Below are 26,716 nucleotides of genomic sequence, written 5' to 3'. Positions count from 1 at the left end.
GGATCCCGTGGGAGTCAGTCCGCGATCGGGTCGCCGTGCAGTCGCACCGTGCTGAGGATCTTGTTCATGGTCGCGTCGGGCACTTCGTCCTTGACGCCCTTCGCGCCGTAGAACGTCCACGAGACGAAGCTGCCCGTGGAGTTCTTGAAGGCGAACGTGGTGGCCTTGCCGTCGGTGTCGCACTTGTTCTCCTTCGGCACGCCGATGACGTACGACGTCGCGACGCTGCCCTGCACGCCCGACGCCGTCGTGAAGGGCTTCGCCTTGCCGATCCGCAGGTACTTCTTGGCGGCCTCCGACTGGTCGGTGTATCCGCCGAAGGCGAAGGTGGCGGAGTCGCCGCGGGCGATGCTCGCGGTGTCCTTGGCGCCGTTCTCGCCCTTCGTGCCGCTGCCCGCGAGCGCGTGCGACTCCTTGGTGCCGCTGTGGTCGGAGGTGCAGTAGTCCGGCTTCAGGAACGTGGAGCCGGAGAAGCCGATGTACGCGGAGCCGTCGCCCTTGGCCTCGTCCTCGAAGAAGGAGAAGACGCCGGGCCGCTCCACCTCCCAGTCGGCGGGTACGTCGAAGGCCGTGCCGTACTTGGGATTGACCACGACCTTCCAGCCCGCCACGGTCGGCTTCTCGGTCTCGGTGCCGCGCGGGTCGCCGGTCGCGGACGACGTGGGCGGGGCGGGCTCGGTGGCCGTCGGCGACGGGCTCGTGTGCTGTCCGCCCTTGCCGTTGTCCGCCTCGTCGTGCTGCGAACCGCCGAGCACCAGATAGCCGGTCACGGCGGCGGTGACGACGACGGCCGTGGCCGCGACGATCGCGACGAGCTTGGTGCGGCCGCCACCGCCCTGCGGGGGCTGGGGCGCGGGCGCGCCGGGGGGCTGCCCCGGCCGGCCCCACTGCGGCTGCTGTCCGTACGGGCCGGCCTGCGGGTACTGCTGGTAGCCGGGCTGCTGGTACGGGTTCGGCTGCTGGTAACCAGGCTGCTGATACGGGTTGTTCTGCTGGTTGTGCTGCGGGTTGGGCGCGCCCCCCGGCGGCTGCTGATCTGGCCACATGGCCAGTAACCCTAGTGGCTTCCCTGGTCAGGCTCGGCTACTCGTGAGTAACATGACGGCCATGAGCGCAGACCAGATGTCGATCGGCGACATGCTCGCCGCCACCGTGCCCATGGCCCGGACCCTCAACCTGGAGTTCCTGGAGACCGCGCCCGACAAGGCCGTGGTCTCCCTGCCGGACCAGAGCGCGTACCACAACCACGTGGGCGGCCCGCACGCCGGTGCGATGTTCACCCTCGGGGAGTCGGCCAGCGGTGCCATCGTGCTGGCCGCCTTCGGGGACCAGCTCTCGCGCGCCGTGCCGCTCGCCGTGCGGGCCGAGATCGCCTACAAGAAGCTGGCCATGGGCGTCGTCACCGCGACCGCGACGCTGGGCCGCCCGGCCGCCGAGGTCGTCGCCGAACTGGACGCCGGACAGCGCCCCGAGTTCCCGGTGTCGATCGAGATACGGCGCGCGGACGGCGCCGTCACCGGCGAGATGACCGTCGTGTGGACCCTCCGGCCCGCCGACCGGCCGAAGTGAGCACCGCGCCCCGCTCCCGACGTGCCGGAGCGGGGCGCCGCGCGGTGGCGGCCGACGCCCCGCGCCGTCGACAGCCCGGGTTTCCACGTCAGTTGTGGTGAGCGGCCCCAACTGGACCGAGAGCGCCGTACGCGCCGTCGGGGCCACCGCACGAGAGAGGCCGCTCGGCCGAGACAGAACCCGTCGCCCTCGATGTCCCGCACCCGATTCTTGACGACCTTTCCTTCGGGGACGCGCTGGAGGAACAGTCGCGGGCCCACGCCCGAGGGATCGCTGCGTGCGAACCATGAACCCCGGTCCTCAGTCGGCCGCGAGCGATCGAAATCATCCCACGTCGCAAACCCCGCCGGTGGCGGCGATACGACGTATCCCGACACCTCGCACCCAAAACGAGCGACTCGCTCGGGTTCCGCGCAGTCGAAGGTGACTTGGAACTGCTTGAGCGATGACATCGGCGCACAGCAGGGGCCCTGTTGCCCGTATCCCGGTAGGGATCCGGACGGCTGATCGGGGGCCGGTTCGGGGATACCCGCGGTAACCCTTGTGCGGTAAACCGACTTCGCGGCCGGAGGCATTCCCGCGTCTTGTTTCCTCTGAGCCGCCTGTGCCAAGGTGAGCCTCCCCACGGAAGGAAATGGTTCCGTGCAGTCCTCTCACCCCCCACGCCCGCCCCATCCACCCCTGCCCGGCCCGGCCGGGGAGTCCGACCGCGCGCTCGTCGCCCGGCTCAGCGGCCCGGACGACGGCCACCACCACGCCGTCGCGCTGCTGCTCGCCCGGCACTGGCGGGCCACCCGCGACTACGCCGTGGTCTGCCTGGCCGCCGCCGGGCCCAGCGCCCAGCTGGTGGCCACCGCCGCCTTCCACCAGGTGCTCGGCCGTACGGCGGACGGCGTGCTCGGCGGCGCCCTGCGCCCGCAACTGCTGGTCGCCGTCCGCGACACCGTCCGCGCCTGGGCCGCGGACGAGGCCGCCCGCATCGCCCTGCCGGAATTGCGCAAAACCACCGGCGGGCGCGGGCTGCGCGCCACAAATCCCGGGCCGCCGGAAAGCAGACGGCTCGCCGCCCGCGCATTCCGGGCCCTTCCCGGCGCCTCACAATGCCTTCTCTGGCACACCGAGGTCGAAGCCGAACCCATAAACATACCCGCTGGTCTGTCGGGGGTCGACACGGCCACCGCGGCAACCGCCCTGGAGCAGGCGCGCGAGCAATTCCGCGCCGGTTGCGTACGCGCCCACCGTGAACTCGCGCCCACCAAGGAATGCCGCTTCCTCAACCGGCTCCTCGACGTCCCCATCCGGCGCGGCGGCGCCCTGCTGCCGGACGTACGCCGGCATCTGACGGTCTGCGCCCACTGCCGGTACGCCGCCGAACAACTGGGCCTCTTCGACGGCGGCCTGCCCCTGCTGCTCGCCGAGACCGTGCTCGGCTGGGGAGCCCGCCGCTACCTCGACTCACGGCCCGCCCGCGGCGTCCGCGAGGAGTGGCCGCCCCCGGCCCCCGAGGAGGGGCCGCCCCCGCCGGTCCCGTCGGCCGCACGCCCGGTCACCGGCGGCCGGCACCGCACCGGCCCCGGGCACCGCCACCGCAAGGCCGTCGCCATCGGCGCCGGACTCACCTCGCTCGCGCTGCTCGCCACCGTCCTCGTGGTCCGGAGCCGGTCCGACGACAACGGTGTCCCCGGCCCCGGCGCCACCTGGGGCGCTACCGCCGGCGGCACCACGCGGCCGAACGGCACCGGCGCCCGGCCCGCCACCTCGCCCTCCGCCGCCTCCGCCGGCGCACCCGTCGAGGTCGCCCACGGCGCCCTGCGCGCTCTGGCCTCCGGGCTCTGCCTGGACGTGCGCGGCCACCGGCTCGCGCCGGGCGCGGGCGCCCGGCTCGCACCGTGCTCGGCGGCGGCCTCGCAGCAGTGGTCGTACCAGGACGACGGCCTGCTGCGCAGCGCCGCCGACCCCACCCTCTGCCTCGCCGCCGACCCCAGGACGAAGAGCGTCACGCCGGCCGCCTGCGTCGCGCCCGCCGGGGAGGTGTCGTACGACGTCACGGTGCGCGGCGAGATCCTGCTGCGCCGGCACCACGGGCTGGCCCTGACACCGGGTTCCGGCCGTCCCGGCGCGGGGATCGAGGTGGGGGAACGTGACGGGTCGGCGCAGCAGAGGTGGGCGCTGGAGGCGGGCGCGGGCGGGAGTGCGCGTTCCGGTGCCGGACCGGAGGGCTTCGGCGCCCGGGCGGACGGGTCGGGTGCCGGGCCGCAGGGCTTCGGCGCCGGACCGGCGGCCCCGGGTGCGCCGGGTGCGCCGGGTGAGCGCGGTGAGTCCGGTGGGTCTCGCGGGTCCGGAGGAACCGGTGCCGGACGGCCCGAGGCGTCGGAGGGCGGCGCAGGGCAGGCTCCCGGGCGCGAGGGGGACGGCGGCACTTCGCGGGGTAGGCCGGGGCGCTCCGGTCAGGGCGGCGGGGAGCGGGGCGAGCCGCGCATCGCGCAGGTCCGTGCGGCGCGGTCGCAGCCGGAACGGCCGGCCGGGAAAGCGGGAGGCGTGGCCGAGGCGGGCCACCTTCTCGGCCCGGTCACCGACGCGCTGACCTCGCCGGACGCGCGCCCCGGCACCGGTACCGGCGGGGCCGCGTCAGCGACCGCACCGACGGTGCTCGGCTGACAGACGGCCGGCGCTCTGCCGACGTGATCGCGGGGGTCACTCCTCACCGGGTGACCCCCTGTCGTACGCCCAGGAGCGCGCTCGGGCCGTCCTGTCCGTATCCCGTCGGCCCGGTTCGAGCCACCAGGTCGGTGAAGCGGGCAGATGGTTTTGACGGGCTTGTGCCGATGTGATCTACGCGGCCGGAAGGGCCTCCGTTCTCGCCTGTGCGGGGAAAAGCTGGATTTACCGCCGGTTGCGGGGAATTCGGCGAGCTGGCCGAATCGGTGCCACCGCACAGGGAAAGGCTGCGCCGTTATTGACCCGCGAGTAATGACCTCGCTAGTTTCCGAGGCCCTCGCACCAGAGTGTCTCCCCGCGCATCCCCCCACCGAGCTGTCTCGTCGATCGTGCCGGAGCATCATGACCTCCCCTGTGCGTGCCCTTGACCTGATCCTGTGCCTCACCCCGTTCGGAGAACCCGACGCCGGCCTGGCCGCTGCCGCCTGTGCCGCCGGTGCGCTCGGCATCCTGGACCTGGGCACCGGCGACCGAAGATGCCGCGAGCAGCTGTCCCGGCTGAGACGTACGGCACCGGGCCGCTTCGGCGTACGGGTGACCGGTCGATGTCTCCTCGCCCCCGTGGACCTCGGCGGTGCCGTGGACACCGTGGTGCTCACCCCGGACGCGCCCTGGACGGTGGACCAACTCCCGGATGACTGCCGGGTGTTGGCGGAAGTCCGTGACCTCGATCAGGCCCGTGCCGCGACCCGGGCGGGTGCGCGCGGACTGATCGCGCGGGGTGGTGAGAGCGGCGGCAGGGTCGGCGAACTGAGCACCTTCGTCCTGCTGCAACAGCTGCTGGCGGACGAGGAGTTGAGCGGCTCGCCCGTATGGGCGTGCGGGGGCGTCGGTCCGCGTACGGCGGCGGCTGCGGTGGCGGGCGGGGCGACCGGTGTCGTCCTCGACAGCCAGCTGGCCCTGCTGGCCGAGTCGGCGCTGCCCGAGGCGGTCCGGACGGTGCTGCGGTCGCTGGACGGCTCCGAGACCGTGGTGCTGGGCGGGCACCGGGTGCTGCGGCGCCGCGGCCCGGACGCGCCACAGCCGACCTCCGACGACCCCGCAGCGGTCGCACCCCTGCTGAGCGCCCACGAGCTGCGCGGCCGACTGCTCCCGGTGGGCCAGGACGGCTTCCTCGCCGCCCGGTTCGCCGAACGGTGGGGGAATGTGCGGGGGGTCGTGCGCGGAGTGTCGGCGGCGGTGGGGGAGGTGGCCGCGTCGGCGGTGGCCGGCGAGGTGGTCCCGCCAGCGGCTGTGCGCGGGGTGACCGGGTCATTGGCGTCGGGTGAGGGGGCTTCGCCCGGGGTCGGGTGCGACGTGGGTGGGTCGGCGGTGGCGCCGGGTGAGGTTGTTCCGTCAGGGGCTGTGCGCGGGGTGGTCGGGCCCGTTGTGTCGGGTGAGGTGGTCCCGCCCGGGGGCGCGCGCGGGGTGGCCGGGGCGGTGACGGCCCCCGGCGAGGTGGTCGTCTCCGGGCCGGTGCAGGACGCGGTCGGACCGGCGGTGTCGACTCCTCCGGCGGGTACGGCTCTGCGACCCGGGTCGGCGATGAGCCGGGCGCTGGGTACCCGGTTACCGGTCGCGCAGGGGCCCATGACGCGGGTCAGTGACCAGGCCGGATTCGCCGCCGCCGTGGCCGAGGGCGGCGCGTTGCCCTTCCTCGCGCTGGCCCTGGCCGACGGTGAGCGGACCCGGGCGATGCTCACCGAGGCGCGGGCGGCGCTGGACGGCCGGCCCTGGGGCGTGGGCGTGCTCGGCTTCGCGCCGGAGGACATCCGGAACGCCCAGCTGGACGCCGTACGGGAGCTGCGGCCCACGCACGCGATCGTCGCGGGCGGCCGGCCCGCCCAGGCCGAGGCGCTGGAGCGGGCCGGCGTCCGCACCTTCCTGCACGTGCCCTCGCCTGGGCTGCTGCGGCAGTTCCTGGACGCGGGCGTGCGCAGATTCGTGTTCGAGGGGTCCGAGTGCGGCGGACATGTCGGACCCCGGGCCTCCTTTCCGCTGTGGGAGGCCCAACTGGCCGTCCTGGAAAGCTTCCTGGCGGACGCCGACGACGATGCGGCACAGGCGCTGGAGGTGTTCTTCGCGGGCGGCATCCACGACGAGCGGTCCGCGGCGATGGTCGCCGCGCTGGCCGCGCCGCTCACCGCCCGGGGCGCCGCCGTCGGCGTCCTCATGGGCACCGCCTACCTGTTCACCGAGGAGGCCGTCGCCCGCGGTGCCGTCCAGCCGCTGTTCCAGCGGCAGGTCCTGGCCGCCACCGGGACCGCGCTGCTGGAGACGGCACCGGGGCATGCCACCCGCTGCGTGCCCAGTCCCTTCACCCACGCTTACCGCGAGCACGAAGCCGCGTTACGCGCGCAGGGGTTGGCCGACCGGGAGGTCTGGGAGCGGCTGGAACGGCTCAACGTCGGCCGGCTGCGCATCGCCAGCAAGGGCCTGACACGCGCCGACGACGGTGAGGTGCGGACCGTGGCGGAGCAACGACAGCTCGCCGACGGGCTGTTCATGGCAGGGCAGGTCGCCGTACTGCGCTCGGCGCGTACGACCCTGGCGGCCCTGCACCACGCGGTGACCGACGGAGCGGCCGACTTCCTCACCCGGCGGGTCGCGCAGCCCGGCCCCGCCACGCCGGCCGGACGAGCCGACCGAGCCGTACGGCCCAGTCCCCGGGCCACCCCCGAACCGCCCCCGCCCCCGCCGCTCGACATCGCGATCGTCGGCATGGCCTGCATGTTCCCGCAGGCCCCCGACCTCGCCACCTTCTGGTCGAACATCGTCTCCGGACACGACGCCGTCACCGAGGTCCCGCCCGACCGCTGGGATCCCGCCGTGCACCACACCGCCGGCAGCACCGCGTCGAAATGGGGCGGCTTCCTGCCGCCCGTCCCCTTCGACGCGCTGCGCTACGGCATCCCGCCCGCCTCCCTCGGCGGCATCGAACCCGTCCAGCTGCTGTCCCTGGAAGCGGCCCGCAGAGCACTGGACGACGCCGGATACGGCGAACAGGGACGAGAGTTCGGCCGCTCCCGCACCGCCGTGGTCTTCGGCGCGGAGGCCGGCAGCGACCTGTCCAACGCGGTCACCCTGCGCGCCGTCCTGCCGTCGTACTACGGCAAGGTCCTCGAGGGGCTGGACGATCAACTGCCCCGGCTCACCGAGGACTCCTTCCCCGGCATGCTGGCCAACGTCATCTCCGGCCGGATCGCCAACCGCCTGGACCTCGGCGGCGCCAACTACACCGTCGACGCCGCCTGCGCCTCCTCCCTGGCCGCGCTGGACGTGGCCTGCAAGGAACTCGTGTGCGGCACCAGCGACCTCGTGCTGTGCGGCGGCGCCGACCTGCACAACGGCATCAACGACTACGTCCTGTTCTCCTCCGTCCACGCGCTCTCCCCGACCGGCCGGTCCCGCTCCTTCGACGCCTCCGCCGACGGCATCGCCCTCGGCGAGGGCGTGGCCTGCGTGGTCCTCAAACGGCTCGCGGACGCCGAACGCGACGGCGACCGGATCTACGGCGTGGTCAAGGGCCTCGGCTCCGCCAGCGACGGCCGCTCCCTCGGCCTGACCGCGCCCCGCCCCGAGGGCCAGCGGGCCGCGCTGCGACGGGCGTACCGCAACGCCGGTGTCCCGCCCGCCGCGGTCGGGCTGCTGGAGGCGCACGGCACGGGGACCGTCGTCGGCGACCGCACCGAACTCACCGTCCTCGGCGAGGTGTTCGCCGAGGCGGGCGCGGCGAAGGGCGGTTGTGCGCTCGGCTCCGTCAAGTCGCAGATCGGGCACACCAAGTGCGCCGCCGGACTCGCCGGTCTGATCAAGACCACGCTGGCGCTGTACACCGGCGTCAAGCCGCCCACCCTGCACCTGGAGCGGCCCAACCCCGCCTGGGACGAGGCCGGCAGCCCGTTCGTCTTCCACACCCGCGCCCAGCCCTGGGCGGCTCCGGCCGCCGAACGCTTCGCCGGGGTCAGCGCGTTCGGTTTCGGCGGCACCAACTTCCACGCGGTACTCGCGGCGTACGGTGACGCGCCGCCGCCCCGGCAGGCCCTGGACGCCTGGCCCGCCGAACTGTTCCTCTTCCGGGGCCGCGACATGGCGGCGGCCCGCCGGACCGCCGAGGAGATCCTCCACGCCGCCGAGTCCCCCGACAGCCCCTGGCGCCTACGCGACCTCGCCCTCGCAGCGGCCCACCGCGCCGACACCTCCCACGAACCGACCCAGGCGGCAGTCGTCGCCCACGACACCGGGGAACTGATCGGGCAACTGCGACGGGTCCTGGCGGGGGAGCGGGACCCGGGTGCGGGGGTGTATCTCGCGGAGGCGGGCGGAAGGACTCAGGACGCGCGGTCGGGCCCCGGAGTCCGCCACGCGAATACGGGCGCCGGGCTCGTCCCCGCGGACATGACTCACGCAACCCGGACGGACACGGTTGCCGGGGCGGGGCGCGCCGACGCGGTTGGTGGGGTGGACCGCGCGGACGCGGCTGCCGGGGTGACCTGCGTAGACGCGGGCGCCCGGACGGATCCCCCGCACGCAGATGCGGGCGCCGGGACGGACCGTCCGCACGTAGACGCAGGCGGCGGCCCCGACGGGCCCGGCTCCCCGCTCCTCCACGCCGTACCTGACCCGGCCGGCGACGGCGCAGTCGCAGTCGGCGAGGGCCAGGTGGCCTTCCTCTTCCCCGGTCAGGGCAGTCAGCGCACCGGCATGCTCGCCGAGCTTCTCGTCGTGCTGCCCGAGCTGAGGGACTACCTGCACCTCGGCCGCGCGCACGCCGACCGGCTCTTTCCGCCGGCCGCCTTCGACGACGCCACGCGTGAGCGGCAGCGGGCTGCCCTCACCGACACCCGCACGGCCCAGCCCGCCCTCGGTGTGACGGGTCTCGCCGCGCACGCCTTCCTCACCTCGGCCGGCGTCCACGCGGACATGGCCGCCGGGCACAGCTACGGCGAACTGGTCGCGCTGGCCGCGGCCGGCGCCCTCGATCCGGAGACCCTGCTGGAGCTGAGCGCCGAGCGGGCCGGCGCGATCCTGGCGGCGGCCGGCGACGAGCCCGGCACCATGGCCGCCGTGGGTGCCCCCGCCGAAACCGTCGTACGCACCCTGCGTACCGCCAAGGCGCCCGGGTCCGTCGTCGTCGCCAACCTGAACTCGCCCGAGCAGACGGTGATTTCGGGCCCCGGCGCGGATGTGGACACCGCCGTACGGGCCCTGCGCACGGCAGGGCTCGGCGCCCGCCGCATCCCGGTGGCCTGCGCCTTCCACAGTCCGTTGGTGGCTCCCGCGGGGGAGCGCTTCGCCAAGGTGCTCGCGAACAAACCGGTCCGGCCGCCCGAGTTCCCTGTCTGGGCCAACCGCACCGCCGCCCCGTACCCGCCGGACCCCGACGCCGTACGCGCCGAACTGGCCGCCCAGATCGGCGCCCCGGTGGCCTTCGCCGCGCAGATCGAGGCGATGTACGAGGCGGGCGCGCGGATCTTCGTGGAGGCGGGCCCGGGCACGGTCCTCACCCGGCTCGTCGGCCAGATCCTCGGCGACCGCCCGCACCGCACGGTCGCCTGCGAGCCACGGGCCGACAGCGGCCTGGCCGGCTGGCTCGACGCCCTCGCCCGCCTCGCCGTCGCCGGGCAGCCGGTGCGTACCGCGTGGCTCCTGCGGGGCCGCGACGCCGTCGACGCGCTGCGCGCCCCGGCGCCGAGGCGACCCGGCTGGACGGTCGACGGACACCTCGTCCGTACGGCCGACGGAGCACTCCTGCCCGGTGCCCTCGTGCCGGCCCGACGCGTCCTGGAGACGACCGTGACGACCGACCAGCCGAACGGCGCCCCGGCCGACCGGGACGCGCTGATCTCCGAATTCCTGCGCACCAGCCGGGAGATGATCGCCGCCCAGCGGGACGTGCTGCTCACCTACTTCGGTGCCACGACACCGGCGCCCGCCGTCCCCGTGGCACCCGTGGCTCCCGTGGGGCCCGCGCAGGTCGTGGCGCCTGTCGAGACCGTCCGGCGACCGCCCGCCCGGCCGGCACCGAGCGGCCCTGCCGAGCCGGGTCCGCCGGACGACGTGGAGCGGGTCGTGCGGGAGATCATCAGCGAGCGCACCGGCTACCCCGTCGACATGATCGAGCCCGGCCTCGATCTGGAAGCCGACCTGAGCATCGACTCGATCAAACGGGCCGAGATCGCGGGCGAACTCGCGCAGCGCCTGGGCATCGCGGGCGGCGCGGAACTCCTCGACGACGCGGAGCTGGAGGAGTTGGCCAAGGCGCGCACCGCGGCGGCCGTCACGGCGTGGCTGACGGCACGGACGGGGACGGCGGGCGGTGGCCGAGTACCTGAAGACGGCGGGCCGTCGGGCTCGGCAACGGCCGCCGCCACCGACACCCCCGTCGGCGTCGCTCCCCACCGCTGCGAACTGCGCCCCGTGCCACTCCCGGACTCGGTCCCTGACCCTTCCCCCGACCTGTCCGGCCGGCGGTTCGTCCTGCTCGCCGATGCCGACGGTGACACGGCGGCCCAGGTCGCCGCGCGGCTCACCCGGTACGGCGCCGACGCCGTGCTCCTCGACCGCGGCCACCTCCTCGGCACCGCCGACGGCCCGGTCGACGGCGTCCTCTACCTGGGCGCGCTGCCAGGACCCGGCCTGCCGGTGCTGCCGGACGCCTTCCCGGTGCTCCGGGCCGCGCTGGCGTGCGGCCCCCGCCTGCTGCTGGCGGTGCGCCCCGCCGACGGCGCCGGCGCGCTGCGGGCGGCGGGGCTGGACGGTCTGGTCCGCAGCGTCGCCCGCGAGTACCCGGACCTCCTGGCGCGGGTGCTGGCCGTCGCGGACACCGGCCCGGCGGCCGTCGCCGACGCGGTGGTCGCCGAGCTGTGCGCTCCCGAGCCCGCTCCGGAACCGGCCCCCGTCGTCCTGCGCACGGCCGCCGGACACCGCCAGAGCCTGGCTTTGGTGCCCGCACCCCTCGGCCCGCTCGGCACCACAGGCGCCGGACCCGCCGGGGACGGCGCAGCCGAGGCCGCCGCGCTCGGGCTCGACCGCGACTGCGTGGTCCTGCTGGTCGGCGGCGCCCGGGGCATCACGGCGAGGTTCGCGGCCACGCTGGCGGCCTCCTGCCGGTGCCGGATCGAGCTGCTGGGCCGCACACCCGCGCCCACCGCACCCGAGGCCCCGCACATCGCCGCCGCCCGCACCCCCGTCGAACTGCGGGCCGCGCTCGCCACGGGCCCCGGCGCCCCCAAGCCCGCCGAGATCAACCGGGCCGCCGAACGCGTCCTCGCCCAGCGGGAGATCAGCGCCACGCTCGCCGAACTCACCGCTCTCGGCAGCCCGGCCCGCTACCGCTCGGTGGACTTCCGGGAACGGGAGACGGTCCTCCGGGCCGTCAAGGAGATCCACGCGGACCACGGCCGGCTCGACGGTGTCGTCTTCGCCGCCGGAGTGATCGAGGACCGGCTGATCGCCGACAAGACCCCGGAGTCCTTCCAACGGGTCTACGGCACGAAGACGGCCGGGGCCGCCGCGCTGTTCGCCGCCCTGGACGACCTGCCCGGCCCACCGGCGTTCACCGTGCTGTTCGGCAGCATCGCCGCCGTCCTCGGCAACCGGGGCCAGGCCGACTACGCCGCCGCGAACGACGCCCTGGAAGCGCTCGGCGCCGACTGGGCCGCCCGTACCGGCCGCCGCGCGCTCACCGTCCACTGGGGACCCTGGGCGCCGGCCGGCAGCCACACCGGCATGGTCGGCGCGGAACTCGGCCGCGAGTACGCCCGGCGCGGGGTCGCCCTGATCGACCCGGACGAGGGCACCGCGGCCCTGCTCCGCGAACTCGCCTGGGGTGACCCGGCGGCCCGAGCCGTCGTCTACACCGCTTCGGGCTGGTGACATGACCGCCTGTCAGCCACCCGTCGCCATCGTCGGGATGGCGGTGCTGCTGCCCGGCGCCCGCGATCTCGACGCCTACTGGCGCAATCTGCGCGACGGCACCGACGCGATCACCGCGGTCCCGGCCGGCCGCTGGGACGCCGACCACTACCACCCCGGCTCGGCCACCGGACCCGCCGTCGCCGGCCAGGTGTACTGCCGGCGCGGCGGATTCGTGGACGACCTGGCCGAGGTGGAGGTCACCCGCTACGGCATCATGCCCGCCGCGGTGCCCGGCACCGAACCCGACCAGCTGATCGCCCTCGACGTGGCCGCCGCCGCGCTCGCCGACGCGGGCGGCCCGGAGCGGCTGCCCGAGCGGCACCGGACCGGGGTCGTCCTGGGCCGCGGCGGCTATCTCACCCCGGGCCTGGCCCGGCTGGACCAACGGGTGCGTACCGCCCACCAACTCACCCGCACGCTCGGCGAGTTGCTGCCCGACCTGGAAGCCGCCCAACTCGACCGCATCCGGACCGCGTTCACCGAACGCCTCGGGCCCGACAGCCCCGACGCCGCGATCGGCCTGGTCCCCAACCTCGCCGCTTCCCGCATCGCCAACCGCCTGGACCTGCGCGGCCCCGCCTACACCGTGGACGCCGCCTGCGCCTCCTCCCTGGTCGCCGTCGACCAGGCGGTCACCGCACTCACCACCGGCCGCTGCGACCTGATGCTGGCCGGGGGAGTGCACCACTGCCACGACATCACCCTGTGGAGCGTCTTCTCCCAGCTGCGCGCCCTGTCCCCGACCGAGCGCATCCGCCCCTTCCACCGCGAGGCCGACGGCATCCTCATCGGCGAGGGCACCGGGGTCGTCGTACTGAAACGCCTCGCGGACGCCGAACGCGACGGCGACCGCGTGTACGCGGTGATCCGCGGCACGGGCGTGGCCGGGGACGGCCGTACGGCGGGACTCGTCAGCCCCGACCCGGGCGGGCAGACCCGCGCCGTGCGCCAGGCCTGGCGAGCCGCCGGACTCGACCCCGCCGCGCCGGACTCCATCGGCCTGCTGGAGGCGCACGGCACGGCCACGCCCGCCGGTGACACGGCCGAACTCACCACGCTGGCCGAGGTGTTCGGGCCCGGAACGGGTCACGGCCGGGAGGCCGGCCGGCCCGTGCTCGGCTCGGTGAAGTCGATGATCGGGCACACCATGCCGGCGGCGGGAGTGGCGGGCCTGGTCAAGGCCGCGCTCGCCCTCCACCACCGCACCCTTCTGCCCACCCTCCACTGCGACGACCCCCACCCCGGCCTCGCCGCCACCCGCTTCCACACCCTCCAGCGGGCCCGGCCCTGGGAGACCCGCACAGGGCACGCACCGAGAAGAGCAGCGGTGAACGCGTTCGGCTTCGGCGGAATCAACGCCCATGTGGTGCTGGAAGAGGCACCACGGGGAGACTCCGCGCGGGCCCGTGCGGGGAGCGGCGGCGTCAGCGCGCAGGCGGACCCGGGCGGGTGGCCCGACTCCGAGCGTGCCGGGAGCGGTGTGCAGGCGGGGACGGGTGGGCGTTCCCTGTCCGCGCCGGCGGAGAGCAGTACGCAGCCGACGGCGGACGGAATTTCCACGCCCGCCCTCACCCGGGGCAGGGGGAGCGCCGCACAGACGGACCGGGGCGGGGTGCCCGCGTCCGCTGTCGCGGGAGTCACCGAATCCGAGCGCATCCTCCTGCTCTCCGCCGACGACGTGGACGGCCTCGCCACGCTCCTCGATGCCGACGACTCGGCCGTCCTCGCCGCCGGGCTCGACCCCGCCCGGCCGCGCAGCGACGCCGGGCCGGTCCGGCTCGCTGTCGTGGATCCGACCGCCAAGCGGCTGGCCCTGGCCCGGCGTGCGGTCGCCAAGGGCCGCGCCTGGCACGGCCGCGGTGACGTGTGGTTCCGGCCGGGGCCCCTGCTCGGCCGTGCTGGCGGCAGACTGGCGTTCGTCTTCCCCGGTCTGGAGGCCGATTTCACGCCCCGCACCGACGACATCGCCGCCCACTTCGGCCTCCCCTCGCTCTCCGGCCCGGGCCCGGACGTCGAGGTCGGTGACATCGGCCGGCACGGCTTCGGCGTCGTCGGCGTGGGCCGTCTCCTTGACCAGGCCCTGCGCCGCATGGGCGTCGTCCCGGACGCGGTCGCCGGGCACAGCGTCGGCGAGTGGACGGCCATGGCCGCGGCCGGCCTCTACTCGGCCGCCCATGTGGACGCGTTCATGGCCGAGTTCGACCCGGACTCGGTCACCGTCCCCGGCCTGGTCTTCGCCGCTGTCGGCACCTCCGCCGTCCACGTCCGCGCCGTGCTCGCCGGTGCCTGGGCGGACTCCGGGATCGTGCTCTCCCACGACAACGCGCCCCGCCAGTCGATGGTCTGCGGCCCCGGCCCGGCGGTGGAGCAGTTCGTCCGGTCACTCCGCGCGGTGGGCGTGCTCTGCCAGGTACTGCCGTTCCGGTCCGGCTTCCACACGCCGATGCTCGAACCGTTCCTCGCCCCCATCAAGGAGGCCGCCGACCGCTTCCGGCTCCACCCGCCGACGGTGCCGGTGTGGTCGGGCACGACCGCCGCGCCCTTCCCACGGGACGAACGGGCGGTCCGCGACCTGTTCGTACGGCACCTCCTGGAGCCCGTCCGCTTCCGTGAACTGACCGAGGCCATGTACGCCGCAGGCCACCGCGTCTTCGTCCAGACCGGCTCCGGCCGACTGCCCTCCCTGATCGGCGACACCCTCGGCGACCGCGATCACCTGGCCGTCGCTGCCAACGCGCCCCACCACAGCGGCCTGGCCCAACTCCGCCGCGTTGCCGCCGCGTTGTGGACGGCAGGCGCGACCGTGGCTCCCGCGGCACGCCCGAGCGCCGTGGCGGTCCGGCCGGCCGGCGTACGCCCGCCCGTCCGCCTCGATCTCGGCAGCGCCCTGGTGTCCTTGGACGGCCCGACCCGCGAGGCGCTGCGCGCACAGCTGCGGCCCAGGGAGCCGGGCGTACGGCTCTCCTCCGGGACCTCCGCGCTGGACGACCTCGCCGTGCGCCACCCGGCCGCCGCCGAACTGACCGCCCTGCTGCGGGACACCGCGACCACGGCGGCGGAGCTGATCGCGGCCGGCCACCGGCCCGGCGACCGAACGCCCCCCATGCCGGTGACGGGAGCGCCGCACTCCACCAGCGCCCGCACAGCCACTGAGGCCACCGCCCCCACCACCACAACCCTGCACATTTCCGTGCACACCATGCCCCACCTCCTCGACCACTGTTTCTTCCCCCAGCGCTCCGGCTGGCCGGACCTGGAGGACCGCTGGCCGGTCGTCCCGGCCACCACGATCGTCCGGCACATGATGGACGTGGCGGAGGCGGCGGCCCCCGGCCTGCGCGCCGTCGCCGTGCACGGCGCCCGCTTCGACCGCTGGCTCACGGCCGCACCCCCGGTCGAGGTCCCGGTCACCGTCACCCCGGTTCCCGGTCGCCCGGACCGCGTCTCCGTCACCTTCGGCCCCACCGCCCGCGCGGTGGTCGAACTGGCCCCGCGCCACCCCGCACCGCCCCCACCCCGCCCTGTCCCGGACGCCCCCGAACGCCTCCCCGAGCACACCGCCGGGCAGCTCTACCGCGACCGCTGGATGTTCCACGGACCGGGGTTCCAGGGCCTGTCGGAGCTGACGGCGATCGGTGAGCGGCACATCCGCGGGGTGATCACCACGCCGGCGGCCCCCGGTGCCCTGCTGGACAACGTGGGCCAGCTGCTCGGCTACTGGATCATGGCGACCCGCGCCGAGCGGACCGTCGTCTTCCCGGTGCAGCTGGGGGAGGCGCGGTTCCACGGACCGCATCCGGAGCCGGGCACCGAGGTCCGCTGCCTGCTGCGGATCACCGCCCTCACGGACACCGTGCTGGAGGCGGACGCGGAGCTGACCGTAGGCGGCCGGGTGTGGGCCCGGCTGACCGGTTGGCAGGACCGCCGCTTCGACAACGACCCCACGACCCGGCCCGTCGAACGCTTCCCCGAGCGCCACACCCTCTCCGCGGCCCTGTCCGGCGGCTGGGCGCTGGTGCACGAGCGGTGGCCGGACCTCGCCTCCCGCGAACTGATCATGCGCAACTCACTGGGCGGCGCCGAGCGCGCCGCCTACGCGGAGCGTCCACCGCGGGGACGCCGGCAGTGGCTGCTCGGCCGGATCGCGGTCAAGGACGCCGTACGGCACTGGCTCTGGCAGCACGGCGAGGGGCCCGTCTTCCCCGCCGAGATCCGGGTCGGCAACGACGAACTCGGCCGCCCGTACGTCACCGGAGTGCACGGCCGCGAACTGCCCGCGCTGGACGTGTCGCTCGCCCACCGCGCCGAGGCGGGCGTCGCGATCGTACGGCCCCACCGCCCGGGGCCCGGTCCCGGCATCGACATCGAAGAAGTCACCGACCGGGACCCGGCGACCCTCACCACCGCGCTCGGCCCGGCCGAACTGCGGCTCCTGCGCGCCCGGTACGAGGACGGCGGTGATCCGGAGGCCGTGTGGTTCACGCGGTTCTGGGCCGCGAAGGAGGCGGTCGCCAAGGCCGAGGGCGCCGGATTCGGGGGCCGGCCGAGGGACTTCGCCGTCCTGGAGGCCGCCCCGGACGGCAGCCGGCTCATCGTCTCCGGCCGTCTGGAACACGCCTACACCGTGCACTGCGCTCCGGTGACCAGCCCGCCCCGCCTGCCGGAGCGCGCCTACGTGGTGGCCTGGACGACCGGGCCGGGAACCGACGCCGCACCCCCCGGCCCAGCAGCCGCCGCCGCACCCCCCGACCCCGCAGCCGAGGAGTACCCCCGATGAACCCCACCCCGCCGGCCCCGGCGCAGCCCACCGCCGACACCGTGCTCGCCGACATCACCGGCATGCTCCGCACGGTCCTCGCGGAGTACGGCGACGACGACATGGCGATCGGCATGTCCACCACCTTCAACCGCGATCTGGAACTGGAGAGCATCGACCTCGTCACCCTGGCGGGTCTGCTGGAGGAGCGGTACGGACAGCGGGTCAACCTCGCCGAGTTCCTGGCCGGAATGGAGTTCGAGGAGATCGTCGACCTGACCGTCGGCCGGCTCGTGGAGCACGTGGTGTGGAGCCTGAAGACCACCCAGGCGGGCTGAGCGATGGCGATGGTCGACGCCGGCGGCATCCGGCTGCACGTCCAGCGCACCGGCCCCACGGGCGGCCGCACCCCGCACTCCACCGTCGTCCTCGTGCACGGACTCCTCACCGACAGCCTGGCGAGCTACTACTTCACCGTCGCGCCCGTGTTCGCGGCGGCCGGACTCGACGTCGTCATGTACGACCTGCGCGGCCACGGCCGCAGCGAGCGCCCGCCGCACGGCTACACCCTGGACCACAACATCGACGACCTGTCGGCGCTCCTCGACCGGCTGGGCGTGACCGGGCCGGTGCACCTCGTCGGCAACTCCTACGGCGGCACCATCGCCTTCGGCTACGCGGCCCGCGACCCCGGCCGGGTGGCCACCCTGACCCTGATCGAGTCCGAGCCGGCCACGGCCGCCTGGGCCGCGAAGCTCGGCCGGATCCTGCGCCGGGTGGTGACCGAACTCGCGCACAACGAGCCGGACGCGCTGGCCTGGATCACCGCCCACCGCGGCCACAACACCGCCCGCCTCGCCAAGGGCGCGGCCCGGCTCGCCCGCGAGACCACCCTCGGCCGGGACATCCCCGCCAGCCGGGTGCTCACCGAGGCCCAGATCAGGGCCGTACGCTGCCCGGTCCTCGGTGTGTACGGCGGCGACTCGGACCTCGTGGACCTGGTGCCGGCGCAGCGGCTGCTGCTGCCGGACTTCCGGGCGGTCGTCCTGCCGGGGCACGAGCACTCGGTCCTGGTCGAGGCGCCCGGCACCGTCGGCGCGCACATCCTGGACCTGGTCTCGGCGGGGGCGGGCGTCCGGTGAGCCGTTTCCTCTTCGTCGTCCCGCCGCTGACCGGGCACATCAACCCGGCCGTCGGCGTCGCCGCCCGGCTCACCGGGCACGGCCACCGGGTGGCCTGGGCCTGCGCCGACCCGGCGCGGGTACGACGGCTCGCGGGCGCGGACGCGGTGGTGTTCGGGTGCGCGGGCCCGGTGCCGGGCGCCGAGGGCGCCGTACGACCGCCCGACCTGCGGGGTGCGGAGGCGCTGAAGTTCCTGTGGGAGTGGTATCTGGTGCCGCTCGCCGACGCGATGGCGCCGGGGGTCCGCGCGGCCGTCACCGCGTTCCGGCCCGACGTCGTCGTCGCCGACCAGCAGGCCTTCGCCGGCGCCCTGGTGGCCGAGCGCCTCGGGCTGCCGTGGGCCACCTCCGCCACGACGTCCGCCGAGTTCAGCGGCGCCTACGACGGCCTGCCGAAGGTCGCCGACCGGCTGCGGCAGCACCTGGCCGAGCTGCGCGCCCGGGTCGGCGACCCGTCCGGCACCGCCGACCCGCGCTTCTCGCCCCACCTGCTGCTCGCGTTCAGCACACCGGAACTCATCGGACCCCGGGCGCCGTTGGCCCGGCACATCCACTACGTCGGCCCGTCGCTCGCCGGGCGCCCGGCCGGACCCGGGTTCCCCTGGGAACGGCTCGACCACGGCCGGGCCAAGGTCCTGGTGACCCTCGGCACGGCCAACGCCGACGCCGGCGGCCGGTTCCTCGCCGAGACCCTGACCGCGCTGCGGGACCGCGCGACCCGCGTCCAGGCGGTGATCGCCGACCCGGGCGGCACCCTGCCCGCGGCACCGGACGACAAGGACGTCCTGGTACTGCCGTCGGTACCCCAGCTCCCGCTCCTGGAGCGGATGGACGCCGTCGTCTGCCACGCGGGTCACAACACCGTGTGCGAGGCCCTGTGGTACGGCGTCCCGCTCGTCGTCGCGCCGATCAGGGACGACCAGCCGGTGGTGGCGGGACAGGTCGTGGACTCAGGCGCGGGCGTCCGGATCCGGTTCGGCCGGGTCACCGCGGCCCGGCTGGGCGCGGCGCTCGACACCGTCCTGCACGACTCCGCCCACCGGGCCGCCGCCGCCCGGATCAGCGCCGCCTTCCGTGCGGCGGGCGGTGCCCCGACCGCGGCGGCCCACCTCGAACGACTGGCAGCGGAGAGCCGATGAGCTACGCGCAGGAGAGCGATGCCCTGGACAACGATGCCCGTGGGGCGGACGCCCGGGGGAGAGAGGTCCGGGGCAGGGAGGCCCGTGAGCTGGACGGCCGTCAGACGGATGCCTGGGAGGCGGGCGCTCGTGAGGCGGACGTTCGCGAGACCGATGCCCGGGAGACCGGGGCGCGTGCGGCAAAGGCCCGGAAGACCGGTCCTCGTGAAGCGGACGTCCCTGGTGAGGATGCCCTTGAGGAGGGTGTGGCTGAGCAGGGCACGCCCAGGAAGGACGCGCCCGAGAAGGACCGCCCCGACCACGACCCCCGTGACAGGACAGCCCGCATCGCCGCCCTGCGCCCCGCCTACCAGGCCGATCTGGACGCAGGCACCGACCGCTTCCTCGCCCCCCGCCGCACCACCTGCCCCTGGTGCTCCTCCGGCCGGCTCACCCCCCGCCTGCGCACCACCGACCTGCTCCAGCACAAGCCCGGCCGCTTCACCCTGGACCGCTGCGCCGACTGCGGCCACGTCTTCCAGAACCCCCAACTGACCGCCGAGGGCCTGGAGTTCTACTACCGGGACTTCTACGACGGCCTCGGCGAGCAGCGGATGAGCGGCACCTTCGGCGGGCGCGGCCCGATGTACCGGGGCCGCGCCGAGGCCATGCTGCCGTACGACCCCGCGCCGAAGACCTGGCTCGACGTCGGCACCGGTCACGGCCACTTCTGCGCGGCGGCCCGTGCCGTCCTGCCGGACACCGTCTTCGACGGGCTCGACTTCACCGACGGCGTCGAACTCGCCGCCCGCGAGGGCCGCGTGGACCACGCCTACCGGGGCGCGTTCCCCGACCTGGCCCCCGAACTCACCGCCCGCTACGACGTGGTGAGCATGTTCCACTACCTGGAACACAGCACCGACCCCGACCGCGAACTCCGTGCCGCCCGTCAAGCCGTACGCCCCGGCGGCCACCTCCTCATCGAGGTACCCGACCCGGAGAGCCGCTACGCCCGCCTCCTGGGCCGCTGGTGGCTGCCCTGGCTCCAGCCGCAGCACCTGCATTTCATGCCGGTCGCCCCTCTGCGCCGCCGGCTCACCGACCTCGGGTTCACGGTGGTGGCGGAACAGCACGCCGAGGCCCACGACCCGGTCGACCTGCTCGCCGCCGTCTGGCTCGCGCTGGATCACACGGCACCGCGCGAGGACGCGCCCTGGCTCCCCGAGCGACCGAACGCCCTCCGCCGCGCCGCCCGCACCGCGCTCCTCCTGGCCGGCGTCCCCGCCCTCCTCACCGCCACCCTCCTGGACCGCTTCGCGCTACGCCCCCTGTCCCACCGCCTGGGCCTGTGCAACGCCTACCGCTTGGTGGCCCGCAGGGACTGACGTCCTGCGGGCCACCTCGACGCGAGTCGGGCGGGTGGGCGGGCGAACCGGCTCACAACACCTTCGCCCGGATCAGCGCCGACAGCACCAACGCCCCCGGCAGCAACGGCACCCAGTCGGACAGCACCCGGTACCCGATGACGGTCGCCGTCGCCACCGCGGGCACCGCGCCGAAGGTGACCAGCGTCCACACCAGCGCCGCGTCGACCGCCAGCCCGCCCGGCGCCGGGACCGCACCGACGGCCGTGCCCGCCGCCAGAGAGGCGAGCACCACCTGCTCCCACGGCAGCCCCAGCCCGAGTGAGGCCCCGACACAGGCCAGCGTGCCCGCCTGTACCAGCGGCATCGCGACCGCCCCGCCCCACAGGGCGAGCACCCGGCAGGGCCGGGAGTGCACCGCGCGCACGTCGGCCAGGGCGCAGCGCAGCAGCCCGGTCACCGGCCGCCGTAACGGCCGTACGACCGTCAGCAGCACCCCCGTCACCGCGACCGCCCCGCCCGCGACGGCGGCGAGCGGCACCAGCAGCCGCCCGTCCGGGATCACGTCCCCGAGGCGCCGCCAGGCCGGGGACACCGCCAGGAACACCAGCAGGACCAGCGTTTTCGCCGTGGACCTGGCCAGCGAGTACAGCCCGATCGACGCGGTCGCCCGCTCCAGTGGCACGCCCCGGCCGCGCAGAAACCGCAGGGTGACCGCGTGGGCACCGAGCCCGGCGGGGAGCGCGTGATTGGCGGCGCCGGCGGCGAACTGCGAGGCGAGCAGCAGTCCCGGCGGCAACCGGTCCGGCAGGGCGCCCTGCCGGACACAGGAGGCGGTCACCCAGGTCAGACAGGTGAAACCGGCTCCGGCCAGCAGCCACCCTGGGTCGGCCCCGACCAGCCGCCGTACCCCCTCGTACACCACGGGCCGGTTGGCCACGGCCCAGCCCACGGCGAGCAGCAGGGGAGCCAGGCACAGGGCCAGCCGTACCGGCCGGGCGGACGCACGGGACGCCGGCCGGGCCGTGGCCGTGGTCCCGGGACAGGCACCTGCGACCGACGCGGCCGACGTGGCGGACCCGGGACAGGAGCCTGGTGCCGGGGGCAGCGAGCGGGACGGGGACAGTGAGGACACGGGGACGTCGTCCTTCCGCGGCGGGCCCCACGGCGGGGACCTGGGGGAGGCGGGCCGGGCGGAACCGCGGAGAGCCTTCCCCTCCCGCGTGACACCGGGATGGCCGGAAACGTAAGGGGCGTGGGCGGAACGGTGCCGCCGGCCGGGCGCGGGCAAGCGGCCGTTCACCGCCGACCAGGTAGCCTTCCCTTGGGGCGCGCTTTACATGCGACGACCCGGTGGGCAAGGACAGCGACAGGGGAGGAACCGGCGGTGCACGTCCAGGAATGGCTCGACTCGGTGCCGGCGGCTGCCGTCTACGCCGTGGTGGCTCTGGTGATCGGTCTGGAAAGCCTGGGCATCCCGCTGCCGGGGGAGATCATCCTGGTCTCCGCGGCGCTGATGTCCTCCCAGCACTCGGGCGTCAACCCCGTCGTCCTCGGCGTCTGCGCGACCGCGGGCGCGGTGATCGGCGACTCCATCGGCTACGCCATCGGCCGCAAGGGCGGACGCCCGCTGCTGGCCTGGCTCGGCGGGAAGTTCCCCCGTCACTTCGGCGCGGGACACGTGGCCACCGCCGAGCGGTCCTTCGAGAAGTGGGGCATGTGGGCGGTCTTCTTCGGCCGCTTCGTCGCCCTGCTGCGCATCTTCGCCGGCCCCCTCGCGGGCGTCCTGCACATGCCGTACTGGAAGTTCCTGATCGCCAACGTCCTCGGCGGCATCTGCTGGGCCGGCGGCACGACGGCCGTCATCTACTACGTGGGCATCGTCGCCGAGGACTGGCTGAAGCGCTTCTCGTACGTGGGCCTGGCAGCGGCGGTGCTGATCGGCCTGGCCTCCATGCTGATCCTCAAGCGCAAGGCGAAGAAGGCCCAGCCGGACCAGCGGGAAGCGGAACCGGTGAGCGCCGGGGAGTGAACCGGCATCCCGCCGACGAGCCCTATTCGTGCACCCCGCGGTGCGCCTTACCCAGCTCCGCGTACAGGGTGCCGTTGAGGGTCACCCCTTCCCGCTCCTCCTCGGAGAGGGGCCGCTTCACCTTCGCCGGCACCCCCGCCACCAACGATCCGGCCGGCACCACCATCCCCTGCGGCACCAGCGCCTGGGCCGCGACCAGCGACCCCGCACCGATCACCGCCCCGTTGAGCACGGTCGCCCCCATCCCGATGAGGCAGTCGTCCTCGACGGTCGCCCCGTGCACCACGGCGTTGTGACCGATGGACACCCGCTCCCCGACGGTGACGGGAAACCCCGGATCGGCGTGCAGGGTGACGTTGTCCTGCACATTGGCCTGCGCCCCCACGGTGATCTTCTCGACGTCGCCGCGCACCACGGCGCCGTACCAGACGCTGGCCCCCGCGTGCAGGGTGACGTCCCCGATCACGGACGCCGTGGGCGCGACGAACGCCTCCGGATCGACCCGCGGCTCCTTGCCCCCGATACCCACGATCAGCGCCTTGTGCGTCATCACCGTCTCCTCGTGTCAGCGGTACACGGCACCGTACGGCACCAGGTGGGGCAAAGATCACAGCAGCCCGCTCTCTCCGCCGGAAGCGACCGGTGAGTAACGTGACCCCGTGCCGAAGCGCAAGAACACGTTCTCATCCTGGCGACAGGGCCTCGCCCAGCGAGCCGTACACGCGGCCTGGTCCTGGATGCAGCGCAACGGGTCCGTCACGGCCGAGCACCCCGCGGGCTTCCGCTTCGGCTCCATCGGCGAGGCCACCCGTCTGGCCTTCCCGCTCGGCACGGTCTTCGGCGAACCCTGGATCCGGCTCGGCTCCCACTGCATCGTCGGCGAGCAGGTCACCCTCACCGCCGGCTTGATGCCCGGCCTCGACCTCGGCCCGGAACCGATCCTGCGCATCGGTGACGGCGTGGTCCTCGGCCGCGGCAGCCATGTCATCGCGGACACCACGGTCACCATCGGCAGCGACTGCTACTTCGGTCCGTACGTCTACGTCACCTCCACCAACCACTCCTACGACGACCCGCACCAGCCCATCGGCAGGCAGTGGCCGCGGATGGAGCCGGTCGAGATCGGCCCGGGCTGCTGGATCGGCACCGGCGCGGTGATCCTGCCGGGCGCCCGGATCGGCCGGAACGTGGTCGTGGCGGCCGGCGCGGTGGTGCGGGGGACGGTGCCCGACCACGCGGTGGTGGCGGGCGCGCCCGCCAGGGTCGTACGGCGCTGGACGCCCGACGAGGGCTGGCAGCCGCCGCTGCGGACGCCCGCCCCGGTGCCGATCCCGGACGGCATGACACCGGGGCAGCTGCGGGCGCTCGCGGATCTGGACGAGGACGCGGTGGCGCGGCTCGCCGCCCTGGAGCCCGAGGGCTGACGCGGGCCGGCTCAGCCGGTCGCCAGCAGCAGCGTGCCCAGCAGGGCCAGGCCCGCCCCCGCCGCCTGGATCGCGCGCAGCCGCTCGCTGAGGAAGCCGCGCGCGGCCAGCGCGGTCACCACCGGATACAGCGAGGCGAGCACGGCCGCGACGGTGACCGGGCCACTTTGGGCGGCGACGGCGTACGTGCCGTTGGCCGCCACGTCGGCGAGTCCCACGAAGGCCAGCGCGGGCAGCGAGGCCCACGGGAAACCGCCCTCCGGCAGGGCGGTGCCACCGCGCCGGACCGAGACGGCGAGCGCGGCCCCGCCCACCGCGACGTTCGTCAGCCGCTGCACGAACAGCGCGAGGAACAGGCCCGTGACATTGGTGGAGGCCTCGGTGATCAGGGCGAACACCGTGCCGAAGCCGAGCGCCGCGACCAGGGTGAGCAGGACCGCGCGCCGCTGCACGGCCGCGCCCCGCAGTTGCGGGCCGCCGGCGAGGACGACCCCGGTGACGGCGACCGCGATGCCCGCGACCTGGAGCAGCCCCGGCCGCTCGCCGAGGGCGAGGCCGACGCCGACGGGCACGGCGACGCTGAGGGTGGCGAGGGGCGAGACGACGCCCATGGGGCCGAGGGCCAGGGCCTGGTAGAAGGAGAGCAGGGCCACCGGTCCCACCAGGCCCGCGGCGAACGCGAACCACAGCCGGGGTCCGGCCTCGCTCCAGCCGCCCGTGGCGAGCACGATCGCGCCCAGGACGGCCGCCGCGATGGCCTGCGAGACCACCACGACCGCCAGCGCCGGGGTACGCCGGGTCAGCAGTCCGCCGCCGAAGTCGGCCAGCCCCCACAGCAGGCTGGTGGTCAGGGCGAAGAATGCTGTCACGGCCGGCCTCGCAGTACAGTTCGGTGAACGATCAGGTGCACCCCATCGTAATGCAGTTCACTGAACTGATACATCAATTATATTGAACTCCCGGATATTGGACCCAACGTGTCGGACCTCGACCTGCTGACCCAGTCCCTGGCGCGCAACGTCAAGCGGTGGCGCACCGAACGCGGCTTCACCCTGGACGCGCTCGCCGCCCGCGCGGGGGTCAGCCGTGGCATGCTCATCCAGATCGAGCAGGCCCGGACGAACCCCAGCATCGGAACCGTCGTCAAGATCGGTGACGCGCTCGGCGTCAGCGTCACCACGCTGCTCGACTACGAACAGGGCCCCAAGGTCCGCATCGTCCCCGCCGAGCAGGCCGTACGGCTGTGGCACACCGAGGCCGGCAGCTACAACCGCCTGCTCGCGGGAACGGAGGCGCCCGGCCCGCTGGAGATGTGGGACTGGCGGCTGATGCCCGGCGAGCAGAGCCCCTCCGACCCGCATCCGGCGGGCACGGTGGAACTCGTCCACGTGACCTCCGGTGAACTGACCCTCACCGTCGACGGGGTGAAGCACCTGGTGCCGGCCGGGGCGAGCGCCACGTTCGAGGCCGGTACGCCGCACACGTACGGCAACGAGGGCGCGGAACCCATGGAGATGGTGATGGCCGTCTCGGTGCCGCCGGTGCGCTGAAGCGCGCCGAAAGGGGCTGGTAGCGTGCGGCCGTGCGCGCACCCATCGGAGACTTCGACACCGCCGTTCCGGCCCCGGACCGCCTGGACGAACTGACCGCTCCCGTCGCCGACGCCGTACGCGACTGGCAGGGCGCGGTCCCGGCCGACCGGATCCTGTCCGTCGACACCGAGCCGCAGTGGGCCGACACGGCCGTCTTCGTGGAGCACTACGGCCGTCAGCTGCTGGAGCAGTCGGCGAACTGTGTGGTGGTCGCGGGCAAGCGGGCCGGCGAGACCACGCTCGCCGCCTGTGTGGTGCTCTCCACCACCCGGGTCGACGTCAACGGGGTCGTCCGGCGCCAACTCGGTGCCCGCAAGGCCTCGTTCGCCTCGATGGAGACGGCGACCGGCGAAACCGGCATGGAGTACGGCGGCATCACCCCCCTCGGCCTGCCCACCGGCTGGCCGGTCCTGCTGGACTCGGCCGTCGTCGACCTGCCCTACGTCCTGGTGGGCAGCGGTCGCCGCCGCGGCAAGCTCCTGGTCCCCGGCAAGGCCCTGGCCGACCTGCCCGGCGCGGTGGTACTGGACCACCTGGGCATCGCCTGACCCCTCTTGCCCGGTGCCGCGGGACCGCAACGGGGTTCCGCCGAGCCGCACACCGCCGCGCTGCCCGGCCGCCGACACGGTCCGTTCGGCCGTCCGCTGCCGTGCTGCCCGTCCTCGGCGCTCGGGACGGCCGCATGCGGGCTGCGCTGCCCGGCCGCCGACTTGGTCCGTTCGGCCGTCCGCTGCCGTGCTGCCCGTCCTCGGTGCTCGGGTCGGCCGCGTGCTGCCGTGCTGCCCGGTCGCCGACTCGGTCCGGTCGGTCGTATGCCGCCGTGCTGCCCGGCTTCGGTCGCTCCATCGGCCGTACGCCGCCGCGCTGCCTGGCCTCGGCGCTCTGGTCGGCCGCATGCTGGCCGCGCTGCGCCTGGCCGCCGACTCGGTCCGGTCGGTCGTACGCCGCCGGGCTGTCCGGCCCGGGCGCTCCGGTCGGCCGCATGCTGCCGTGCTGCGTCAGGTCCGGTGGGCCGTACGCCGCCGCGCTGCCCGGCATTCGGTCGCTCCCGCCGGCCTACACC

General features: G+C 74.7%; 16 protein-coding genes and 1 pseudogene. 12 read left to right on the top strand and 5 right to left on the bottom strand.

What is annotated here, in order from left to right:
* Positions 1 to 14: 14 nt before the first annotated feature.
* Positions 15 to 1,046, bottom strand: coding sequence for a hypothetical protein (locus AB0L21_RS19105; protein ID WP_365785234.1), 1,032 nt, complete (start codon positions 1,044 to 1,046; stop codon positions 15 to 17).
* Positions 1,047 to 1,107: 61 nt separating this feature from the next.
* Between AB0L21_RS19105 and AB0L21_RS19100 the strand changes: the two genes are divergently transcribed.
* Complete coding sequence (locus tag AB0L21_RS19100; protein ID WP_365706019.1) at positions 1,108 to 1,569, top strand: DUF4442 domain-containing protein; 462 nt, start codon at positions 1,108 to 1,110, stop codon at positions 1,567 to 1,569.
* Between the two features lie 200 nt (positions 1,570 to 1,769).
* On the opposite strand, the pseudogene AB0L21_RS19095 reads toward AB0L21_RS19100, so the two are convergent.
* Positions 1,770 to 2,021: pseudogene (locus AB0L21_RS19095) on the bottom strand (VOC family protein); the annotation flags it as partial.
* A 190-nt stretch (positions 2,022 to 2,211) separates the two neighbouring features.
* On the opposite strand from AB0L21_RS19095, the gene AB0L21_RS19090 reads away from it, so the two are divergent.
* The 7 genes from AB0L21_RS19090 to AB0L21_RS19060 all read left to right on the top strand — a co-directional run bounded on the left by AB0L21_RS19090 (position 2,212) and on the right by AB0L21_RS19060 (position 20,626).
* The gene (locus AB0L21_RS19090) at positions 2,212 to 4,227 is read left to right on the top strand and encodes an RICIN domain-containing protein (protein ID WP_365785232.1); all 2,016 of its coding nucleotides are present in this window, start codon (positions 2,212 to 2,214) and stop codon (positions 4,225 to 4,227) included.
* 402 nt (positions 4,228 to 4,629) lie between these two features.
* Positions 4,630 to 12,144 (top strand): SDR family oxidoreductase, encoded by a 7,515-nt coding sequence (locus tag AB0L21_RS19085; protein WP_365785230.1) that lies wholly within the window; start codon positions 4,630 to 4,632, stop codon positions 12,142 to 12,144.
* Between the two features lies 1 nt (position 12,145).
* Positions 12,146 to 16,963 carry a beta-ketoacyl synthase N-terminal-like domain-containing protein gene (locus tag AB0L21_RS19080; protein ID WP_365785228.1) on the top strand — a complete coding sequence of 1,606 codons (4,818 nt, stop codon included), beginning with the start codon at positions 12,146 to 12,148 and terminating at the stop codon, positions 16,961 to 16,963.
* A complete protein-coding gene (locus tag AB0L21_RS19075; RefSeq protein WP_365706012.1) occupies positions 16,960 to 17,280 on the top strand; it encodes an acyl carrier protein in 321 nt (106 codons plus the stop codon). Before AB0L21_RS19080 ends, AB0L21_RS19075 begins: the two co-directional genes overlap by 4 nt.
* 3 nt (positions 17,281 to 17,283) lie before the next feature.
* Entirely contained in the window at positions 17,284 to 18,084 is an 801-nt protein-coding gene (locus AB0L21_RS19070) for an alpha/beta hydrolase (protein ID WP_365785226.1), read from the top strand.
* Entirely contained in the window at positions 18,081 to 19,262 is a 1,182-nt protein-coding gene (locus tag AB0L21_RS19065) for a glycosyltransferase (RefSeq protein WP_365785224.1), read from the top strand. Before AB0L21_RS19070 ends, AB0L21_RS19065 begins: the two co-directional genes overlap by 4 nt.
* Positions 19,263 to 19,621: 359 nt before the next feature.
* Entirely contained in the window at positions 19,622 to 20,626 is a 1,005-nt protein-coding gene (locus AB0L21_RS19060) for a class I SAM-dependent methyltransferase (RefSeq protein WP_365785284.1), read from the top strand.
* Between the two features lie 52 nt (positions 20,627 to 20,678).
* Here the strand turns inward: AB0L21_RS19060 and AB0L21_RS19055 are convergent, their stop codons facing one another.
* On the bottom strand, positions 20,679 to 21,740 hold the full coding sequence (locus tag AB0L21_RS19055; protein ID WP_365785222.1) for a lysylphosphatidylglycerol synthase transmembrane domain-containing protein: 1,062 nt from the start codon (positions 21,738 to 21,740) through the stop codon (positions 20,679 to 20,681).
* Between the two features lie 252 nt (positions 21,741 to 21,992).
* Between AB0L21_RS19055 and AB0L21_RS19050 the strand changes: the two genes are divergently transcribed.
* Positions 21,993 to 22,637 (top strand): DedA family protein, encoded by a 645-nt coding sequence (locus tag AB0L21_RS19050; RefSeq protein WP_365785220.1) that lies wholly within the window; start codon positions 21,993 to 21,995, stop codon positions 22,635 to 22,637.
* A 22-nt stretch (positions 22,638 to 22,659) separates the two neighbouring features.
* Here the strand turns inward: AB0L21_RS19050 and AB0L21_RS19045 are convergent, their stop codons facing one another.
* Positions 22,660 to 23,187 (bottom strand): gamma carbonic anhydrase family protein, encoded by a 528-nt coding sequence (locus AB0L21_RS19045; protein WP_365706002.1) that lies wholly within the window; start codon positions 23,185 to 23,187, stop codon positions 22,660 to 22,662.
* A 109-nt stretch (positions 23,188 to 23,296) separates the two neighbouring features.
* Here AB0L21_RS19045 and AB0L21_RS19040 point away from each other — a divergent pair, with 109 nt between their 5' ends.
* The gene (locus tag AB0L21_RS19040) at positions 23,297 to 24,061 is read left to right on the top strand and encodes an acyltransferase (RefSeq protein WP_365785218.1); all 765 of its coding nucleotides are present in this window, start codon (positions 23,297 to 23,299) and stop codon (positions 24,059 to 24,061) included.
* Positions 24,062 to 24,072: 11 nt separating this feature from the next.
* On the opposite strand, the gene AB0L21_RS19035 is transcribed toward AB0L21_RS19040, so the two are convergent.
* Positions 24,073 to 24,930 (bottom strand): EamA family transporter, encoded by an 858-nt coding sequence (locus tag AB0L21_RS19035; protein ID WP_365705998.1) that lies wholly within the window; start codon positions 24,928 to 24,930, stop codon positions 24,073 to 24,075.
* A 108-nt stretch (positions 24,931 to 25,038) separates the two neighbouring features.
* On the opposite strand from AB0L21_RS19035, the gene AB0L21_RS19030 reads away from it, so the two are divergent.
* The gene (locus AB0L21_RS19030; RefSeq protein ID WP_365705996.1) at positions 25,039 to 25,611 is read left to right on the top strand and encodes an XRE family transcriptional regulator; all 573 of its coding nucleotides are present in this window, start codon (positions 25,039 to 25,041) and stop codon (positions 25,609 to 25,611) included.
* A 32-nt stretch (positions 25,612 to 25,643) separates the two neighbouring features.
* Entirely contained in the window at positions 25,644 to 26,201 is a 558-nt protein-coding gene (locus AB0L21_RS19025; protein WP_365785216.1) for a YbaK/EbsC family protein, read from the top strand.
* The last annotated feature ends 515 nt before the right edge of the window (positions 26,202 to 26,716 follow it).

It is taken from the genome of Streptomyces sp. NPDC052721, assembly GCF_040678315.1.
GTDB lineage: Bacteria > Actinomycetota > Actinomycetes > Streptomycetales > Streptomycetaceae > Streptomyces.
The sequence above is the reverse complement of the archived record's forward strand: the minus strand, read 5'-3'. Positions and strand labels throughout refer to the sequence as shown.

Bases quoted from the DNA above. Each gene is read 5' to 3' on its own strand.
- AB0L21_RS19085 (WP_365785230.1), top strand. From the start codon at position 4,630: ATGACCTCCCCTGTGCGTGCCCTTGACCTGATCCTGTGCCTCACCCCG.
- AB0L21_RS19075 (WP_365706012.1), top strand. From the start codon at position 16,960: ATGAACCCCACCCCGCCGGCCCCGGCGCAGCCCACCGCCGACACCGTG.
- AB0L21_RS19100 (WP_365706019.1), top strand. From the start codon at position 1,108: ATGAGCGCAGACCAGATGTCGATCGGCGACATGCTCGCCGCCACCGTG.
- AB0L21_RS19070 (WP_365785226.1), top strand. From the start codon at position 17,284: ATGGCGATGGTCGACGCCGGCGGCATCCGGCTGCACGTCCAGCGCACC.
- AB0L21_RS19080 (WP_365785228.1), top strand. From the start codon at position 12,146: ATGACCGCCTGTCAGCCACCCGTCGCCATCGTCGGGATGGCGGTGCTG.
- AB0L21_RS19045 (WP_365706002.1), bottom strand. From the start codon at position 23,187: ATGACGCACAAGGCGCTGATCGTGGGTATCGGGGGCAAGGAGCCGCGG.
- AB0L21_RS19105 (WP_365785234.1), bottom strand. From the start codon at position 1,046: ATGTGGCCAGATCAGCAGCCGCCGGGGGGCGCGCCCAACCCGCAGCAC.